Origin of the sequence: Ignavigranum ruoffiae, from assembly GCF_900110675.1 — a bacterium.
Classification (GTDB): Bacteria; Bacillota; Bacilli; order Lactobacillales; family Aerococcaceae; genus Ignavigranum; species Ignavigranum ruoffiae.
In genome coordinates this window covers 47,908-65,394 of sequence record NZ_FOEN01000003.1, presented here as the reverse complement: position 1 = coordinate 65,394, position 17,487 = coordinate 47,908, and the positions used below count along the sequence as shown (strand labels likewise).

General features: G+C 38.3%; 14 protein-coding genes. 13 read left to right on the top strand and 1 reads right to left on the bottom strand.

Features of this window, described 5'->3' with window-relative positions:
- The first annotated feature begins 16 nt into the window (after positions 1-16).
- The 6 genes from BMX34_RS03400 to hutG all read left to right on the top strand — a co-directional run bounded on the left by BMX34_RS03400 (position 17) and on the right by hutG (position 4,563).
- On the top strand, positions 17-940 hold the full coding sequence (locus BMX34_RS03400; RefSeq protein WP_092570805.1) for a sensor histidine kinase: 924 nt from the start codon (positions 17-19) through the stop codon (positions 938-940).
- A complete protein-coding gene (locus BMX34_RS03395) occupies positions 924-1,346 on the top strand; it encodes a DUF1801 domain-containing protein (RefSeq protein ID WP_092570804.1) in 423 nt (140 codons plus the stop codon). Before BMX34_RS03400 ends, BMX34_RS03395 begins: the two co-directional genes overlap by 17 nt.
- A 199-nt stretch (positions 1,347-1,545) precedes the next feature.
- The gene (locus BMX34_RS03390) at positions 1,546-1,929 is read left to right on the top strand and encodes a GntR family transcriptional regulator (protein WP_092570802.1); all 384 of its coding nucleotides are present in this window, start codon (positions 1,546-1,548) and stop codon (positions 1,927-1,929) included.
- The gene (locus BMX34_RS03385; RefSeq protein ID WP_092570800.1) at positions 1,922-2,779 is read left to right on the top strand and encodes an ABC transporter ATP-binding protein; all 858 of its coding nucleotides are present in this window, start codon (positions 1,922-1,924) and stop codon (positions 2,777-2,779) included. Before BMX34_RS03390 ends, BMX34_RS03385 begins: the two co-directional genes overlap by 8 nt.
- Positions 2,776-3,432: an ABC-2 transporter permease gene (locus tag BMX34_RS03380; RefSeq protein WP_092570798.1), complete on the top strand. Its 657-nt coding sequence runs from the start codon at positions 2,776-2,778 to the stop codon at positions 3,430-3,432. Before BMX34_RS03385 ends, BMX34_RS03380 begins: the two co-directional genes overlap by 4 nt.
- A 132-nt stretch (positions 3,433-3,564) precedes the next feature.
- Positions 3,565-4,563 carry a formimidoylglutamase gene (gene hutG, locus BMX34_RS03375; protein WP_092570796.1) on the top strand — a complete coding sequence of 333 codons (999 nt, stop codon included), beginning with the start codon at positions 3,565-3,567 and terminating at the stop codon, positions 4,561-4,563.
- 85 nt (positions 4,564-4,648) lie between these two features.
- Here the strand turns inward: hutG and hutI are convergent, their stop codons facing one another.
- The gene (gene hutI / locus BMX34_RS03370) at positions 4,649-5,917 is read right to left on the bottom strand and encodes an imidazolonepropionase (protein ID WP_092570794.1); all 1,269 of its coding nucleotides are present in this window, start codon (positions 5,915-5,917) and stop codon (positions 4,649-4,651) included.
- 205 nt (positions 5,918-6,122) lie between these two features.
- On the opposite strand from hutI, the gene BMX34_RS03365 reads away from it, so the two are divergent.
- The 7 genes from BMX34_RS03365 to BMX34_RS03335 all read left to right on the top strand — a co-directional run bounded on the left by BMX34_RS03365 (position 6,123) and on the right by BMX34_RS03335 (position 17,466).
- Positions 6,123-8,153, top strand: coding sequence for a urocanate hydratase (locus BMX34_RS03365; RefSeq protein ID WP_092570792.1), 2,031 nt, complete (start codon positions 6,123-6,125; stop codon positions 8,151-8,153).
- Positions 8,154-8,346: 193 nt separating this feature from the next.
- Positions 8,347-9,738, top strand: coding sequence for a glutamate mutase L (locus tag BMX34_RS03360; protein ID WP_092570790.1), 1,392 nt, complete (start codon positions 8,347-8,349; stop codon positions 9,736-9,738).
- 65 nt (positions 9,739-9,803) lie between these two features.
- On the top strand, positions 9,804-12,788 hold the full coding sequence (locus BMX34_RS03355; RefSeq protein WP_092570788.1) for a tetratricopeptide repeat protein: 2,985 nt from the start codon (positions 9,804-9,806) through the stop codon (positions 12,786-12,788).
- Positions 12,789-13,605: 817 nt separating this feature from the next.
- Positions 13,606-14,505: a glutamate formimidoyltransferase gene (gene ftcD, locus BMX34_RS03350; protein ID WP_092570786.1), complete on the top strand. Its 900-nt coding sequence runs from the start codon at positions 13,606-13,608 to the stop codon at positions 14,503-14,505.
- Positions 14,506-14,518: 13 nt separating this feature from the next.
- Complete coding sequence (locus BMX34_RS03345; protein WP_092570784.1) at positions 14,519-15,145, top strand: cyclodeaminase/cyclohydrolase family protein; 627 nt, start codon at positions 14,519-14,521, stop codon at positions 15,143-15,145.
- Between the two features lie 40 nt (positions 15,146-15,185).
- Positions 15,186-16,859: a formate--tetrahydrofolate ligase gene (locus tag BMX34_RS03340; RefSeq protein ID WP_092570782.1), complete on the top strand. Its 1,674-nt coding sequence runs from the start codon at positions 15,186-15,188 to the stop codon at positions 16,857-16,859.
- The gene (locus BMX34_RS03335; protein WP_234971669.1) at positions 16,828-17,466 is read left to right on the top strand and encodes a HutD/Ves family protein; all 639 of its coding nucleotides are present in this window, start codon (positions 16,828-16,830) and stop codon (positions 17,464-17,466) included. Before BMX34_RS03340 ends, BMX34_RS03335 begins: the two co-directional genes overlap by 32 nt.
- The last annotated feature ends 21 nt before the right edge of the window (positions 17,467-17,487 follow it).

Here is a 17,487-nt window from a genome sequence, read left to right as displayed (position 1 = left end):
ATAAGGGGGCATCCTCATGATAATCATTTTAGTGTTAGCTTTATTGATTATTTTGGGGGTGCTATTTTATTATCGTTATCAGATCCGTCAACTTTCTCAACAACTCCAAGAGATGTCTCAAGTAACAACCAATCAATTGTTAACTCAAGAACTTTATAGTCCAGAAATTTCTAACTTGGTGGCTCGTATTAATCAGACCATTGAACAAGAAAGGTTGTTAAGAAAGCAAATTCAAGCTAAAGAGAGGCAGATGGATGAGTTGATGACCAATCTCTCCCACGATGTTCGAACGCCTTTGACCAGTTTGGTCGGTTATATTCAGTTACTGGAAGAATCAGAGAATCAAGACGATCGCGACCGCTACTTTACGATTATTTATCAGCGATTAAATAAGCTTAATTTATTATTAGACCGTTTGTTTTTGTTGATGCGATTAGAAGATCAATCAGCGCTGATTGATTTAAAGCCGATGAATTTACAAGAAAGTCTGGTCCAACGAATCTTTATCTATTATGATCAGTTAGAAAAGGCTGGTTTTAAAACGCAGGCAGAATTTAGCTTAAGCAATGAAGTTTGTTTGGCCAATGATTTTCTCTTAGATGCTATTGTGGATAATTTGATGAAGAATGTCTTGGATCATGGGCAAGAACATTTAACCCTAACTTTATCATTATCGAAAGCAAACAAGCAGGCTGTATTTCGCATTTCCAATCCTTTAAAACAGGATTTTAATGCAGATCTGCAACGATTGACCGAACGATTCTACCAGGCCAACGCCTCACGAACTTCGGGAAATAGTGGTTTAGGTCTATCGATTGTGCATTCTGCTCTGCAAAGACTCGGGGGCAGCATGGAGCTTCAGCTGGAAGAGGCTAAGCTAGTAATTAGTTTATATTTTCCGCTATTAGTTAGGAGGGACAGCGATGAGTCAGAAATTTAAACCAACTGGCCAAGCGGTTGAAGCATATATTGAAAGCCTGGCCTCAAAGAAGAAACAAGAGGAGAGCCGTGTTTTAGTCAAACTTTTTGAAGAAGTGAGTTCGTATCCGGCTAAGATTTGGTATCCAGGGATTATAGGCTTTGGTCAATATAATTATCAGACCCCGGCGGGCCGTGAAGGGGTATCTACTCTTGTCGCCTTTGCGCCACGTCAAGCGCGTTTTGCCCTATATTTGGCTGAAGATTTTCCTGAACGGGCTGAATTATTGGCTCAATTAGGTAAGCATAAGCAAGGTAAGATGTGTATTTATGTTAATAAATTAGCGGATATTCGTCTGGATATCTTGAAGCAGATGATCCAGGCATCGTTAGAATATACCGTCCAGAAAAATAATTTGAGTCTTTAAATGTCAAGATTTGCGTGACCCGTAGAGGTAAACCAAAGAGTCCAACTTAAGAGAATCAGCATAGAATGTTCTTGAGCGAATTATTAGTAAATATCCTTATGAAGGAAGACTGCCACTTAAGGCAGTCTTTTTTATCTGAGTCAGCTTGACTGGTGTTATGTACTGTTATATACTGTTATATGAAATGGGAGGTGGCTGAATGAATATTATATTGCGCAATGATTCGAGTCAGGCCCTATATGAACAGATTAAGGAAGCCATTAAAGATAATATTCTACAAGGGAAAATTGCAGAAGATCATCCCTTACCCTCAATTCGACACCTATCAAAGTCGTTGAAGGTGAGCATCTTAACGGTTAAAAAAGCTTATGATGTGCTCGAGGCTGAAGGATACATTATCAGTCGCCAGGGATTGGGTACATTTGTGGCTCCCCGTAATCATGAGTTAGAGCGAGAAGAAATTCTCAAACAAATTGAAAGTAAGTTGGAAGAAGTGTTAAGTTTGGCTGCTTTATATCAGATTGATCAATCAGAATTGATTGAACTTTTGAAATTATTAGATAGGGGTGGTGTCGATGACTAATTTAATTTCTTGTCAAGGGCTTAGTAAGACATTCCAACATTTTCGTTTGGATGGGGTTAATACTGAGATTCCTCAAGGCTATGTCACAGGTATCATTGGTCCCAACGGATCAGGAAAGACAACTTTCATCAAGCTGATTCTATCTTTAATTGAGCCTGATCAAGGCCAAATATATTATAAAGATCAAACGGTCCAATCAACTACGGGTCAGTATTTACAAGATATTGGCATTATTATGGATGAACCAATTTTGGCTAAAGATTGGTCGGGTAACGACATTAATGATGTGATGCAAATAGGTTACCAAGGGTGGCAAAGTGAAACATACTATCAATTACTCAATGAATACGGGATTAATCCATCATTGAAAGTTAAGGAACTTTCTCGTGGGATGACCATCAAGTTAATGTTAGCCATTGCATTATCCCACCAAGCAAATACCCTGATTCTTGATGAACCTACTTCCGGTTTGGATCCTATTTTTCGTGAAGAGTTGACGGATTTATTGCAAGATTTCGTTCAGGATGAAGCACGTTCAGTTGTCTTCTCGACCCATATTACGGCCGACCTAGAAGCGATTGCTGATTATCTCATCTATATTCAAGATGGCCAGCTCATCTTTCAGGGTACGAAGGACGACTTGTTAGCTAAATATCTGCTAGTGAAGGGACCTTTGGATAGTTTAGCAGATAATCAGATTCCCCCTGTTGTGGCTTGTAAGCAGATGGATGATCATTTCGAAGCCTTAATCGAAAGTAAGTATCAGCAAGCATTGCCCCAAGACTGGCACGCTAGTCAGCCTTCGATTGACCAAATCATGATTTATTTAAGGAGGAAGCATAAAAGATGAAAGCTGTTGAGCAAATCCTTCATTTAGATTATTTAGCGATTCGTCCCTACTTCACCCTGAAGAATTTACTGATATTCTCGCTGCTCTTTGCTTTTTATGCGATTATTTTTGGTGAAATCCAAATCGTGGTGAATATGATTCCTATCCTAGCTGCCTTCCATGTTTCCTATCCCTTTTTGGTCGCGGATGATGCCGGTTTAGATAATTTATACATCGTATTTGGGATTGGTAAGAAATCAGTGGTACAGGGCCGTTATTTAACCCTCTTATGCCTGAACTTAGCAGCCATGATTTTTGCTGTCTTATTATATAGTCTGCTAAAAATAATATTTAGTGAACCGATTGACTGGCAGGCTAGTCTCACTGGGGTGTCAATGAGTGCAGCGGCTTCTATTTTATTTTCTTGTATTCAATTGCCTTTTCTCTTTAAATTTGGCTACAAGAAAGCCAAGCAAATTGTCTTTATGACCTTTATGGGTATGTGGATTGCCTTATACTTTGTCATCAATTTTATTGGTCATGGCCCAATGTTGGATTGGCTACTCAACTTAAGTCAAGGGCAATTGATTTTATTAGGCAGCGGAATTTTCTTAATTATTTTTTACACTTCCTATCGTCTCTCATTATGGAATTATCAGCATAAGGATGTATAATTTCGCTCGTTCCAATACTGAAAAACATTCAGCTTCGTTCTGAATGTTTTTTCTTTATTGCTGAATTAGTGTTATAATTTGTCCGATCCATCTGTCAGTCAGGATAAACTTTTATGGGAGAGCGATAATAATATGTTAGAAGATTATAAACGTCCAGATGTGAGTCTATATTATGGAAAGGATAAGGCCGACCTGTATCAAGCCAAATGGGTAAATGTGATTAAACCGCTGAATCTAAATCAGGCTGAATTTGAGACCAATGCCAGAGTACGCTTTGCTTTATTAGGTTTCCGCTGTGATAAGGGTGTCTATATTAATCATGGCCGGGCGGGAGCGATTGAAGGGCCAACCGCGATTCGCCAACGTTTGTTTAAACTACCTTGGCATCTTGGTCGAGAGGTCCAAATTTTTGATGCGGGGGATATCGAGGGAGTGAATCGAAGTTTAAGTCAACTTCAATCGTCTTTAGCTAAGGCCGTTCAAAAATTATTAGATATGCATATCTTTCCAATTGTTTTGGGAGGAGGTCACGAGACAGCTTTTGGTCATTATCTAGGTTTATCAAGCCACCCTCGTTATAGCGATAAGAATGTCGGAGTGATAAATATTGATGCTCATTTCGATCTTAGACCCTATGATGAGACTGGACCGAATTCGGGAACGGGTTTTCGACAAATGCATGATATGAATCATCAAGCAGGTAAGGCTTTTAATTATCTGGTGATGGGGATTCAAGAGCATGCGAATCAGTTGCATCTTTTCGATTTTGTAGCTAAACATGCGGGGTTAGATTTTGTGACCAGTCTGGATATTTGGAATCGTGGTTTGAACTACTCTTATCAAGTCATTGATGATTTTATTGCCAAAGTTGACCACGTATATTTAACCATCGATATGGATGTGTTTTCGATGGGGATTGCTCCTGGTGTTTCTGCCTTCCAACCTTTAGGACTGAATCCACAAAAAGTGATTCCTATGCTACAACATTTGGCTAAAAGCGGGAAGGTCATCGGCTTTGATATCGTAGAATTGTCGCCTCCTTATGATTATGATCAACATACAGCTACTTTAGCGGCGATGCTGATATTCTATCTAAGTCAGGTTTTATATCAGGTCACGATTGATGATTAATTTTCCAAATTTTAATCAATAAAAAACAGGGGCTCTTGCTATTGAAAGCAGGAGCTCCTGTTTTGTAGGGGAGGGACAGAATCAATTAGGCCTGAATTTGGCCATCGACGACCACATGTTGACCGTTCTTGTAGACATCGCTAACTAAGTTAGTGGCAAAGAAATAGATAGAGTAGTCAACATTTGGGCAATCCATAATGGTGATGTCGGCTTGCTTTTCAACATCAAAGTTACCAATTTGATCGGCACGATCGACTGCGTAAGCAGCATTGATGGTGATTGCGTTAAAGACTTCGATTGGTGTTAAGCGCATTTGATAGCAACCTAATTGAGCTACGAATTGGATATTAATGGTTGGGCAAGAACCTGGGTTGCAGTCGGTTGAAAGTGTAATTGGCACACCGGCTTCAATCATCTTACGAGCTGGAGCATAAGTATCTTGCATTAAAGAGAAAGTAGTGGCTGGAAGTAAGTCCCCAATGACTTGGCTTTCAGCCATTTTCTTAATGCCTTCATCGGTAATCATCATTAAGTGTTCTGCAGAAGTGGTCTTCAGTTTAGCAGCCACGTCTACACCACCGATAGATTCGATTTCATCCGCATGAATTCTTAATTTGAAGCCGAGGTCTTTAGCGGCAGAAAGTAATTTCTCAGATTCTTCAGCGGTAAAGACATTTTTCTCACAGAAGATATCACAGAATTCAGCTAGATTTTCTTCTTTAACTTTAGGCAACATGTCATTGATAATCATATCAATGAATTCGCCAGATTTTCCTTTATATTCTGGTGGAACAGCATGAGCTGCCATAAAGGTAGAAACTAAGTCAATGGTATGATCTTCATTTAATTTCTTACATACTTCTAATTGACGTTTTTCAGTTTCCCAGTCTAAGCCGTAACCACTTTTAGCTTCTACGGTCGTTACACCATAACGTACCATATAGTCTAATAGACGTTTTGATTTATTATATAAGTTATCAAAGTCAGCTTCACGGGTTGAACGAACAGTACTTAAGATACCTCCGCCTTGTTCCAGAATTTCTAGATAAGAAACCCCGTTAAGTTTTTGAGCAAATTCATGCTCACGGCTACCGCCATAGATTAAGTGGGTATGGCAATCAATGAAACCAGGCAGAGCGATCTTTCCCGAATAGTCGATAATTTCAGTATGCTCGTCTTTCAATTTATCATCAGGTTCGCCTGAACCAAGGGCTAGAATTTTTCCATCTTTGATGGCAATATAGCCATCTTCAATAATTTGGGCATCATTCATATCAGAACCAGATAAAGGATGACCTAAATCGTAAGGGTTAAAAATTTGATTGAAATGGATCAAGATTTTATCCGCAGACATTTAATCACGTTCCTTCTATTATTTGATTTGATATTATTGTAGGAAAAACACGTCAAAATTTTGTCTAAAAGATAGAAAGCGTTTTTTTGTCGTTTTTTTTATATATTTTTAAGAAATAGACACTCTATTGACTGGCACGTTCTATAATAAACTCACATTAAAAAATCAGTCATTTATGACCTTGATAATTTTAAGGAGGATATGCATGGAAAAATTTACGGAACTTGATGTTTCACAAGCAATGACGATTAAATTGGAGGATACTCTGCCAGAAATGCCGGAGTTTGTTGAAGGTATTCGCCGGGCACCAGATAGAGGTTTCCGTCTAAGTAAAGAACAAACGGAAGTAGCTTTAAAGAATGCCCTACGTTATGTGCCTAACAAATATCATGAACAAATTATTCCTGAATTTCTAGAAGAATTAAAAACTCGAGGAAGAATTTATGGATATCGTTGGCGTCCAGAAGGTCGTTTATCTGGTAAACCAATTGATGAATATAAAGGTAAATGTATTCAAGCTAAAGCAATGCAAGTTATGATTGATAATAACTTGGACTTTGATGTAGCCCTTTATCCTTATGAATTAGTTACCTATGGAGAAACTGGTCAAGTATGTTCTAACTGGATGCAATATCGTTTAATCAAACGTTACTTAGAAGAAATGACTGATGAACAAACATTAGTTGTTGAATCAGGACATCCAATGGGTCTATTCAAATCTAAGAAAGATGCTCCACGCGTTATCGTAACCAATGGTTTATTTGTTGGTGAATATGACAACTTGAAAGACTGGGAAATTGCTGAACAAATGGGTGTGACCAACTACGGTCAAATGACTGCTGGTGGTTGGATGTACATTGGCCCTCAAGGTATCGTTCACGGAACCTTCAATACCTTATTAAATGCTGGACGTTTGAAATTAGGTATTGCTGATGATGGTGATTTATCAGGTAAACTATTCATTTCTTCTGGTTTAGGAGGAATGTCTGGAGCTCAAGGTAAGGCAGCAGATATTGCTCACGCTGTGTCAATCATCGCTGAAGTGGATATTTCACGGGTGAATACTCGTTTGGAACAAGGATGGATCCAACAATTAGCTGAAACTCCAGAAGAAGCGATTAAGTTAGCTCAAGAAAGCTTAGAGAAGAAAGAAGCAATGTCAATTGCTTACCATGGTAACATCGTTGACCTATTAGAATATGTAGTTAAGAACGATATCCATGTGGACCTATTATCTGACCAAACTTCTTGCCACAATGTTTACAATGGTGGATACTGCCCAGTAGGTCTTACTTTCGAAGAACGTACTGAATTACTTTCTAAAGATAGCCAAAAATTCGAAAAATTAGTTGACGAAACTCTAGGACGTCACTATCAAGCCATTAAAGAATTAACCAGTCGTGGAACTTACTTCTTTGACTATGGTAACTCATTCATGAAAGCAATCTATGACTCTGGTGTCAAAGAAATTTCTAAGAATGGTAAAGATGACAAAGATGGCTTTATCTGGCCTTCATATGTTGAAGATATCATGGGACCTATGCTATTCGATTATGGATATGGACCATTCCGTTGGGTATGCTTAAGTGGTCGTCACGAAGACTTAGTGGCTACTGACCATGCAGCGATGGAAGTTATCGACCCAGACCGTCGTTACCAAGACCGTGACAACTATAACTGGATTCGCGATGCTGAGAAGAATAAGATGGTTGTCGGAACTCAAGCTCGTATCTTATATCAAGATTGCATGGGCCGGGTTAATATCGCTCTTAAATTTAATGAATTAGTTCGTGAAGGTAAGATTGGACCGGTTATGTTAGGTCGTGACCACCATGACGTTTCAGGTACAGACTCTCCATTCCGTGAAACTTCTAACATTAAAGATGGTTCTAACGTAACGGCAGATATGGCTGTTCAATGTTATGCAGGTAACGCAGCTCGCGGTATGAGCTTGGTAGCTCTTCATAATGGTGGTGGCGTTGGTATCGGTAAATCAATCAACGGTGGATTCGGTTTAGTTCTTGACGGTAGCGAATTGACTGACGAAATCATCAAATCAGCGATTGCTTGGGATACTATGGGTGGTGTAGCTCGTCGTAACTGGGCACGTAATGAACATGCGATTGAAACTTCAATTGAATATAACAAGATGCGCCAAGGTACAGATCATATCACTATCCCTTATATTCCAGAAGAATCATTGGTTGAAAAAGCTGTGAGCGAATTATTCAAATAATTCATCTCAGCGAGCAATGTGAGCCAAGATGTCTGAACAAGGGTGTTGAGACAACGCTAACATAAGAAAAGAACATTCATCACTGGGGATCATGCTCCGATGGTGGATGTTCTTTCAATTTGTCACAGAAATTCGTTACAATAAAATTATCCGACGATGAGTTTATCAATCCAATCAATAAAGGAGGGTTATCATGACACATTATATTCTGACGGCTGATTTTGGTAGTACCTATTCAAAATTTAACCTATTCAACCGAGATCAAGAGATTTTAGTTGATCAACATACTTTGCCAACGAGTCAGGTTTCTTCGGTCATGGATTGTTATCGAACCGCCAAGACAATACTCTTAAATCAGCTTGATAATTATTCTAAAACAGACCAAATCGATGAATATTATTGTTCTTCAGCTTGGGGTGGCTTTAGAATGGTGGTCATTGCTTTTACTGAAACATTAACCAAGAAAGCAGGGGAATATGCAGCCTTAGGTTCAGGGACCCGAATTATCGGTTCCTACTATTATAAGTTGAGTCAATCAGACTTAGCTGAAATCGTAGACCTAGATCCAGATGTGATTCTCTTAGCCGGTGGGACCAATGGCGGAAATGAACAGTTTGTTATTAAGGTGGCTCATCAGCTGACTCAAACTTCATTAAAGACTGATGTTATCTATGCTGGCAATGAAGCGGCTCAAGAAGAAGTTGCTGCAATCTTTGCAGATTCCAATTGCAAACTATATATCGTGGATAATGTAATGCCCGCCGTCAATGATCTCAAGGTGGAACCCGTGCGGGCCATTGCTCAAGAAATTTTTATTCGTAAGATTACCCAGTCCCATGGCTTGTCAGATTTGGCTCCTCAGTCTCCGTTACCTATTATTCCTACACCGACTGCGGTTATGAAAGCCACCGAGTGCTTAGGCCAAATGGAAGAGAGACAGCCGATGGACGGCGTGCTAGTCGTTGATATTGGTGGAGCCACTACGGATATCCATAGCTATGGCAAGGGATTAGGACTAGGGCTGAATGTCTTCTATGAAGGGATGAGTGAGCCCCTACTTAAGAGAACGGTGGAAGGCGATTTGGGCATGCGTGAATCGGTGGCTTCTGTCTTAACCTATATTCAGGAATCAAAACGTAAAGAAATCTTAGAATCATTATTTTCCTCAGATCAAATTCAAGACTTCGTTAATAAACGGATCCAAGAAAGAAACTATGTCCCTCAAGATGAAGCCGGTTTATTATTTGATAAATTGGTGGCGAGTCAGTGTCTCGATCAAGCGATTCACCGCCATGTCGGTCGTTTACGCAAAGTAAACACTCAGGATTATTATCAATCTGGTAAGGATTTGCGTCAATTCTCCACCGTTGTTGCCACTGGCGGTCCATTGACTAAGAATCCTTATCGCCAGGATATTTTACATGAGAATTTTCATCCGGAGGATAACAATTTAAGACCTAGCCAACCAAATATCTACTTTGATCATTACTATTTAATGTCGGCGATTGGTGTCCTCTCTCAAATCGATCAAGCTTTCGCACATAAATTACTCAAGAAATATGTCATTCCGCATACTCAAAGCTGACTTTTCATTGAATAGAATTAAGTGTAAACTAAAGTGAATTATATGAAGAGGAGGAGGTTATCCCTGTGACACTAAAAGTGAGATTATTGGGCAGTCCGTCCATCCGCAAAAATGGGCAAGAGATTCTATTCCCTTTTGCCAAGATTAATGCTTTATTCTATTATCTTCTAGTGAATAAGTCGGTCAGCCGGGATGAAATAGCTAGTATGCTGTGGCCGGACAAGTCTGAAGCTAACGCCAAGAAGAACTTGAGAAATACAATCTATCAAACCAATAAAAGTTTGGGCGAAGAATATATTATTTCCTTGTCAAATCAAGTATTGAGTTTGAATCCTGACTTACCGATCGATTTAGATATTGATAAAATTGCTGACAAAAACCAAGATTTGGATACGCTTTATCAAGGTGATTTCTTAAAAGGCTTCTACTTAAAGGATTGTGAATCCTACGAGTTATGGATGAACAAAATGCGTACTTATTATGAAAAGAAATTCACCGATCAATTATATATCACCATCGATCAGCATTTAGATAGTGAAAATATGGAACTCGTCGAAAAAGATATTCGCCGATTAATCGCCATTGATGAATTTAATGAACGGAACTATATTCTGTTAATGAATTATTATTTCCAAGCGGGCTTATATAGTAAGATTATCGAAGAATATCTGACCTTAACAGACTTATTTAAAAGGGAACTGGGAATATTACCTACGCAGGAAATTACCGAGATTTATCAACAGACCTTGAAGAAAGTTCATACCAAAAATCAGGTCGAAACCAATCCTTTGCCCCACTATTACTTCTCTCGGAGTGAAGAGATTGCCTTGTTTGAGTTAAGTTTAGCTTCTTATTTAGAAGAAGGCAGTCCTAAAGGCATTATTATTGAAGGTGAGACGGGGAATGGGAAGACGGAATTTGTCAATCGTTTAATTAATATGAATCAGCAATCAATTAATTTCTTAACGATAGAATGTCAGGCGACACTTCATAAAGAAGAAGCTTATGTTTGGGATCAGTGGATCAACCAATTGACGAAGTACCTTGATTTCCCTAATAAGATGTCTAGCAAAATGTTGAAATATCATCAGCTTGTCGATAAATATGATCGCATCTCTTTCTCTTTACTAGAGCAGATTGCCGAACAACTTCTTCCTTTATTAGAAGATGAACAATGGGTCGTTTTTATCGACCAATTTGAGTTTATCGATGAAAAATCGCTCAACATGTTTTACTACCTTATTTTAAGTCAACAACTGCCTATCTTTTTCGTCTTTGCGGGGAACGGTCAATGGTCTTACCATACCCAGCAAGTCTTGAATGATTTGCGGATGCAAGAATATCTTAAACTCATTCATCTAAATCCGCTGAACTATGAGGAAACAGAGAATCTAGCTAAGACCATACTGGGCAGCAACACAACACTGAGTGAGAAAGATATCCGAAATATATATGACTTTAGTCAAGGAAATTTATTAGCGACCATTGAATTGCTGTCACGTTTCCAACAGGGTAAGTATGAGATTGTCTTAACCGATAAAATGGTTGAAAGTATTGAGAAACAATATAGTCTATTAACCGCTAGTGGGATGGAAATCTTAGAAACGCTATCCTATTTCAAGAGCTATGTGCCCATTCAAATTCTATCAACCTTAATTGGACTATCGGTGATTCAACTAAAGAAAGAACTGGTCGATTTATTCCGGAGGAATTTAATCGAAGAAGACAAATCCGAGAACTCTCAAGGAGTCCGCATTAAAAACCGACGACTGCAAGAATATTGTTACAACAAACAAAGCCAAGCCGTCAAACAATTAATGCATAAGCAAATTGCTGAAAACCTTAAACTTCAACAAGGACTTCAAAGTGATAATTTACAGTTACTCGCTGAAATAGCTTATCACTATTACCGAGCTAGTCAGAAATCGCAAGCCCTCAGCTACAAATTATCTTATCTACAAAGTATTTTGAGATTTCAGCATGAATTGTTCCCAGTTTACAGTCAAGATCTTTATCAAAATCAGATTGTGTCGATGTCGCCAGAGGAAATTCATCAATTCTTCGAGAATACACGGAGCGAATTAGCTCAGCTAAGTGAACAATCAGGGCTCGATGATAATTACCTTCGCTTAGAATTAAAATTCCTTTATATAGAAGGACGCTACTATATTCGACTAGGTCAATATGACCGTGGTATAGATAATATTCTCAGAGTTATTGTCAAAGCCAAAGATGTGGGTGATTCTGCCTACTTGTTGAAAGCTTATTTACAAATGATTTACTTCTGTATTCAAACGAATAGTTCTGAAGATATGATTCAATATGTCCGTCTAGCCTTGGATTTAGCAATTAGTAGCAATAATTATGAAGCGATTGGGATCCTTCTCCGCCTCAAAGGCCTTTATTATTTGATGATTGGTCACTACGAACGAGCGCAGAAATATATCCATGAATCGATTACTAATTTGACCCTTTCACGGAGTTTAACCGATAAGTACGCGATTAATATTGCGGCAGCTTATAATTACTTGGCTGAGATTGAGCGCATAAATGGACAATATGAAGATGCTTTAAGATTACAAAAACGAGCCCTAGCTTTTGGCGAAGGTAAAAATCAAATGACCAGTTTAGTGGTCTTCTATATTGATTTAGGCATTATTTATTTTGCCATGGGCGATTATGAACTGGCTGAGGAATACTTGTTAAAAGCGGCCCAGCATTCAGAATCCATTCATTTTATTTGGAAGCGACCCCAAATGTTGGCCTACCTTGCCACAACTTATATGGCGATGAATAAGGATCAGAAAGCGAATGAATACCTACAAAAATGTGAGTTAGAAGTCGCCATGGCAGATAAGGCCAATGACCGGGATATAGGAATCCTAAATTGGGCCAAGGTAATGATCTTAGATCAACTCGAACAAAGCGATCGATTAAGTCATTATGATCAGAATATCTTGAATCCGCTGAATTATTATGATTATAAGTCCCTAACATATAACCATCTCAGTCCATTCCGTGATGTAGATGAGTTAAATCAAATCAAGTAAGCCAAGACGAATAGAATAGCCCAGTGACTGAATCAATAAAGTCTTTAAGCGCTCATTCTAACCGAATAGTTACCTGGCAAAGATTGGCCAAAAGTCGTTCTATTTGTAAAGATAAACGACTAAGCGAGTAGTAAGCAGCTATGGCGATTTGCTTGGGTAGGTATTCGGTTTTCTTCTGTTTAAACTGACCTAGAGGTCGATGGAAGAGCTGGGGTAAGTCAATTTGAAAGAATAGACTCAGTGACAACGAAACAAATAAATAATGTGGGAATGACAAATTTTAAATGTCGTTTAAAATATTACTGAAAATCCTTCCGTAAAAAGCTGAGAAATATAATGAAAATCGGCAAGAACCAGGATTAGAAAACGATAGTATTTTAATTAAAATTATTATATTTTAGTGAGATAATGAGATAATATTCGTCAAACGCTGTTTTTGAGAATAAATTAAAAGAAAATGAACAGGCAAAGCGAATAGAATTACCAGGTTAAAATGAGAATAAAATAAAAATATGCTGAATATAGGCGCAAAATTTATACAAAAAAAATAACTGAAAGCGATTCAATGGAAAGTTGTCAAAAAATAGTCAAATAAAAAGTGACTTTCACATTAGACGAAAAAACTCTAGAAATATTAAAAATTTTTTTATAATAATAATAAATCTATATATAAAGATTATAGATTTGACACGGATTGATGGACTTGATAAATTAAGCATGTGAGAACGCTGTCATAATTTATGTGATGAAACACACTCATTTCATAAGTTGTGATCGTAATCGCCAAATTCTTAGGAATAATTTAGGAGGAATCGAAATGGCAAAGTTAATCGAATGTATTCCAAATTTTAGTGAAGGTAAAGACGAAAAGATCATCAATGGTTTAGTTGAAGTGGCTAAAAGTGTACCAGGCGTGACCTTATTAGACTACTCTTCAGATACAAGTCACAACCGTAGTGTATTTACTCTCGTAGGAGATGTTGATGGTATTCAAGAAGTTGCTTTCCAATTAGTTAAATTTGCAAGCGAAAACATCGACATGACTAAACATCAAGGGGAACACCCACGGATGGGAGCTACCGACGTTGTTCCTTTCGTTCCAGTAAAAGATATCGATGTGGCTGAAACAGTTGAAATTTCTAAAAAAGTTGCAGAACGTATTGCCAACGAACTTAACATTCCTATTTTCTTATATGAAGACTCTGCTAGCACCCCTGCTCGTAAGAACTTAGCCAAAGTTAGAAAAGGTCAATTTGAAGGAATGCCTGAAAAATTATTGCAAGAAGAATGGGCACCAGATTACGGTGAACGTAAGATCCATCCAACAGCTGGGGTTACTGCTGTAGGTGTACGTATGCCTTTAGTTGCATTCAACGTAAACTTAGATACTGACAACATTGAAATCGCCAATAAGATTGCTCGTATCGTTCGCGGTTCTTCAGGTGGTTACAAATATTGTAAAGGTATCGGCGTTATGCTAGAAGATCGTAATGTTGCTCAAGTCTCCATGAATATGGTTAACTTCGAAAAGACTCCACTATACCGTGTCATGGAAACTATCCGCTTCGAAGCTGCACGCTATGGTGTAAACATTATCGGTTCTGAAGTGATTGGTTTAACTCCAGCCAAAGCTTTAATTGACTGTGCGGAATACTACTTACAAGTTGAAGAATTTGACTATGACAAACAAGTGTTAGAAAACCACTTATTAAATTAAGGAGGACCAATCGATGGGATTAGTTGACTTAAAAGTTTCTGAATTTGTCGAAGTTTTAGGTTCAGATGAACCAGCTCCTGGCGGTGGATCTGCTTCTGCCTTAGCAGGATCAATGGGCATTGCTTTAACCAAAATGGTCACTGAATTGACTTTAGGTAAGAAAAAATACGCGGATTTCCAAGATGAAATTCAAAAAATTCATGATCAATCTGTAGAATTACAAGATAAATTAGTTAAAGCGATTGATAAAGATACTGAAGCCTTTAATGAAGTTGCTGCTGTCTTTGAAATGCCAAAAGAAACCGATGAAGACAAAGCAAAACGCCGCGAAGCCATGCAAAAAGCTTTAAAAGTTGCCGCTACAACACCATTAGAAGTGATGGAATTAATGGTAGAATCCTTACGCGTCACTTCTGCAGCTGTAGGTAAGTCAAATACGAATGCTGCCAGTGACCTAGGTGTGGCTGCCTTAAACTTGAAATCTGGCTTACAAGGTGCTTGGTTAAACGTATTAATCAATATTAGCGGAATCAAAGATCAAGAATTTGTCAATGATTTCAAAGCTAAAGGCGAAACAATCCTTAACGAAGGTACGCGTCTAGCTGACACAATTTATACTCAAATTTTAGCTCAAATGTAAATCAGTAACATTTCTATACTAAATAAAGGAGTTTTGGAGAATGCCACAATTAACAGATATTGAAATTGCAAAACAAAGCCAAATGAAACCTATTACCGAAGTGGCTCAAGCTATCGGTATTGAAGAAGATGACTTAGAACTTTATGGAAAATATAAGGCAAAAGTAGCCATCGACCCACAAGAATTAGAAGCCAAAGAAGATGGAAAATTAATCCTAGTTACCGCAATTACCCCAACCCCTGCCGGTGAAGGTAAAACAACCACTTCTGTTGGTTTAGTCGATGGACTTAGCAAAATTGGTAAAAAAGCAGCAATTGCCCTACGCGAACCTTCTTTAGGCCCAGTATTTGGGGTAAAAGGTGGAGCTGCTGGTGGTGGCCATGCTCAAGTAGTGCCAATGGAAGATATTAACCTTCACTTCACTGGTGACTTCCATGCCATCGGTGCTGCTAATAACTTACTAGCTGCCTTAATTGACAACCATATTCACCACGGTAATCAATTAGGTATCGATTCACGTAATATCACTTGGAAACGTGTAGTTGACATGAACGACCGTCAACTTCGTCATATTGTCAATGGTCTTCAAGGACGTACCAATGGTGTGCCAAGAGAAGATGGTTATGATATTACAGTCGCTTCAGAAATTATGGCTGTATTGTGTTTAGCGAATGATATTACTGACCTTAAAGAAAAATTAGGCAAGATGATCATTGGTTATTCATTTGACAAGAAACCTATCACAGCTCATGACTTAAAAGCTGAAGGTGCTTTGACTGCCTTATTAAAAGATGCAATTCGTCCAAATATTGTTCAAACCTTAGAACATTCACCAGCCTTTATCCACGGTGGACCATTCGCAAATATTGCTCATGGATGTAACTCAGTCATTGCTACAAAATTAGCCTTAAAACATGCTGACTATGTGGTTACTGAAGGTGGATTCGGTGCCGACCTAGGAGCTGAAAAATTCATTGACATTAAATGTCGCCTATCAGGTTTGAAACCTTCAGCAGTCGTATTGGTTGCTACGATTCGTGCGTTGAAGATGCATGGTGGGGTAGATAAGAAAGAATTAGGCCCTGAAAATGTGGATGCAGTTATCAACGGACTTCCTAACTTAGATCGCCATATCAAGAACGTTCAAGAAGTTTATGGTTTACCAGTAGTGGTTGCCATTAATAAATTCCCGCTAGATACCGAAGCTGAATTGAAAGCAGTCGAAGAAGCCTGTGAAAAACGTGGGGTAGAAGTGGTTCTATCTGACGTATGGGCTAATGGTGGTGAAGGTGGTAAAGACTTAGCTGAGAAAGTGGTTGAGCTTGCTGAACAAGAAAATAACTTCCAATTCGTCTACGATGAAGAAGATAGCATTCAAGAAAAACTTGATAAGATTGTTCAAAAAGTTTATGGCGGAAATAAAGCTGTCTTGATTGGTAAAGCAAAACGTCAAATGCGTGAATTAACTGAACTAGGTTTCGGTAATTATCCAATCTGTATGGCTAAGACCCAATATTCATTCTCTGATGATCCTAAGCAAGTGGGTGCACCAACTGATTTCAATATTGAAATCAAGAACTTGAAAATTTCTGCTGGGGCAGGATTTATCGTTGCCTTAACCGGTGATGTTATGACCATGCCTGGTTTACCAAAAGTCCCTGCATCTGAAAAAATTGATGTTGATGCAGAAGGAAACATCAGCGGATTATTCTAAGCCTATGGAAACAAAAAAGATAACAAGCAATGATTATCTTGTATCGCAATGGTCCGGCGGATTAACAACTCAGTTGTTAATCGCGCCACCGGATGCGGTATATCAACCGGGAAATTTCGATTATCGTATTTCTTCGGCGACCATTGAAATTGAAGAATCGGATTTTACTCCCTTACCTGGTTATCAACGCATTATTCTACCTTTGCAAGGGAAGTTATTGTTAACGAATCATACAAGTGGAGAAGAAGTAGAACTAGATCAATTTCAAACCTATGAATTTAGTGGCTCCGATAAAATAAGTAGCCACCAACCATGTACTGATTTTAATATTATTTATAAAGAATCCTTGAAGAGTGATCTGATCAAGATTACCAAACAATCCCCTAATATTGAAATTGAAAGTAACAATGATTATTACTTACATGCTGTCGAGAATATCTCATTCTCTATGCGGGTCAATCATGAGGAAGAGAGGTGGACACTAGCACAAGGACAAGGATTATGGATTCGTCAAAGTTTGACAAATGAAAGCGCTACATTGATTTTTGACGCACAAGACTCTCAGAATGCACTTATAGCTTTATTAGCAAAAATTGAATATAAATAACAAACGTTAGGAGGAAATGAT

Bases quoted from the DNA above. Each gene is read 5' to 3' on its own strand.
- BMX34_RS03400 (WP_092570805.1), top strand. From the start codon at position 17: ATGATAATCATTTTAGTGTTAGCTTTATTGATTATTTTGGGGGTGCTA.
- BMX34_RS03395 (WP_092570804.1), top strand. From the start codon at position 924: ATGAGTCAGAAATTTAAACCAACTGGCCAAGCGGTTGAAGCATATATT.
- BMX34_RS03390 (WP_092570802.1), top strand. From the start codon at position 1,546: ATGAATATTATATTGCGCAATGATTCGAGTCAGGCCCTATATGAACAG.
- BMX34_RS03385 (WP_092570800.1), top strand. From the start codon at position 1,922: ATGACTAATTTAATTTCTTGTCAAGGGCTTAGTAAGACATTCCAACAT.
- BMX34_RS03380 (WP_092570798.1), top strand. From the start codon at position 2,776: ATGAAAGCTGTTGAGCAAATCCTTCATTTAGATTATTTAGCGATTCGT.
- hutG (WP_092570796.1), top strand. From the start codon at position 3,565: ATGTTAGAAGATTATAAACGTCCAGATGTGAGTCTATATTATGGAAAG.
- hutI (WP_092570794.1), bottom strand. From the start codon at position 5,917: ATGTCTGCGGATAAAATCTTGATCCATTTCAATCAAATTTTTAACCCT.
- BMX34_RS03365 (WP_092570792.1), top strand. From the start codon at position 6,123: ATGGAAAAATTTACGGAACTTGATGTTTCACAAGCAATGACGATTAAA.
- BMX34_RS03360 (WP_092570790.1), top strand. From the start codon at position 8,347: ATGACACATTATATTCTGACGGCTGATTTTGGTAGTACCTATTCAAAA.
- ftcD (WP_092570786.1), top strand. From the start codon at position 13,606: ATGGCAAAGTTAATCGAATGTATTCCAAATTTTAGTGAAGGTAAAGAC.
- BMX34_RS03345 (WP_092570784.1), top strand. From the start codon at position 14,519: ATGGGATTAGTTGACTTAAAAGTTTCTGAATTTGTCGAAGTTTTAGGT.
- BMX34_RS03340 (WP_092570782.1), top strand. From the start codon at position 15,186: ATGCCACAATTAACAGATATTGAAATTGCAAAACAAAGCCAAATGAAA.
- BMX34_RS03335 (WP_234971669.1), top strand. From the start codon at position 16,828: ATGCAGAAGGAAACATCAGCGGATTATTCTAAGCCTATGGAAACAAAA.